This is a genomic window from Mycobacterium sp. E183, from assembly GCF_001667735.1.
Lineage (GTDB): Bacteria > Actinomycetota > Actinomycetes > Mycobacteriales > Mycobacteriaceae > Mycobacterium.
Genome location: NZ_LZJN01000015.1, coordinates 1 through 1,140, shown reverse-complemented (window position 1 = coordinate 1,140; position 1,140 = coordinate 1). Strand labels below are relative to the sequence as shown.

At 67.3% G+C, this 1,140-nt stretch carries 1 protein-coding gene and 1 pseudogene; both read right to left on the bottom strand.

Annotated elements, in window-relative coordinates:
• A pseudogene (locus A5691_RS01625) lies at window positions 1-212 on the bottom strand (4-hydroxy-2-oxovalerate aldolase); the annotation flags it as partial.
• Window positions 209-1,129, bottom strand: coding sequence for an acetaldehyde dehydrogenase (acetylating) (locus tag A5691_RS01620; RefSeq protein ID WP_068015143.1), 921 nt, complete (start codon window positions 1,127-1,129; stop codon window positions 209-211). The gene A5691_RS01620 and the pseudogene A5691_RS01625, both read right to left, overlap by 4 nt.
• Between the last annotated feature and the right edge of the window lie 11 nt (window positions 1,130-1,140).

The following is a 1,140-nucleotide window of genomic DNA, read 5'->3' as shown; positions in this document are numbered from 1 at the left end:
TTGGAGAAGCCGTAGTTGAAGCTGGAGCCGCCCAGCCCGTCGCCGTGGGTGACCTCGATGACGGGCACCCCCGCGGTGTCCAGGGCGGCCACGATGGCACCCACCTCTTCTTTGGTGAATTGGTGGCGCTTGTGGTGCGACCCGTCCCGCAACGACGTGTCGGTCAGCCGTACGTCCCAGATGGGATTGAAGAAGATGTCTTGTGTGCTCATGCCTGCGCTCCCGGCGCCGTCGCGGATAAGGATTCCTTCGCGATCTCCTCGCCGACCTTGGTGGCCGCGGCGGTCATGATGTCCAGGTTGCCCGCGTACGGGGGCAGGTAATCGCCGGCGCCCTCGACCTCGACGAACGTGGTCACCACCGCCTGCCCACCGGAGTTCAGCGACGGCTCGTCGAACTGCGGCTCGTTGAGCAGCCGGTAGCCGGGCACGTAGGTCTGCACCTCGGCCACCACGTCGTGGATGGACTGCGCGATCGCGTCGCGGTCGGCGTCCTCGGGGATCGCGCAGAAGATGGTGTCGCGCATGATCATCGGCGGGTCGGCCGGGTTGAGGATGATGATCGCCTTGCCCCGCTTGGCGCCGCCGATCGTTTCCACACCCTTGCTGGTGGTCTTGGTGAACTCGTCGATGTTGGCCCGCGTGCCCGGCCCGGCCGAGACCGACGCCACCGACGCGACGATCTCGGCGTAGGGCACCTCCACGACCCGGGATACGGCATAGACGATCGGAATGGTGGCCTGGCCACCACAGGTGATCATGTTGACGTTCGGCGCGTCCAGGTGCTCGCGGAGGTTGGCCGGCGGGATGACCGCCGGGCCGACGGCGGCCGGGGTCAGGTCGATCGCCCGGATCCCGGCGGCTTCGTATTTCGGCGCCGCGTCCCGGTGCACGTAGGCGCTGGTGGCCTCGAACACCAAGTCGGGCTTCTCCGACTGGGCCAGCAACCAGTCCACGCCCTCGTGCGTGGTCTCCAGGCCCAGCTTGCGGGCCCGCGCCAAGCCCTCGCTTTGCGGGTCGATGCCGACCATCCAGCGCGGCTCCAGCCACTCCGACCGCAGCAACTTGTAGAGCAGGTCAGTACTGATGTTTCCCGACCCGACAATGGCCACACTCGCCTTAGCCGGCATCTGACGCTCCT

What these genes read in the sequence shown, in the direction of transcription:
- A5691_RS01620 (WP_068015143.1), bottom strand. Translation starts at nt 1,129, where the DNA reads ATGCCGGCTAAGGCGAGTGTGGCCATTGTCGGGTCGGGAAACATCAGT.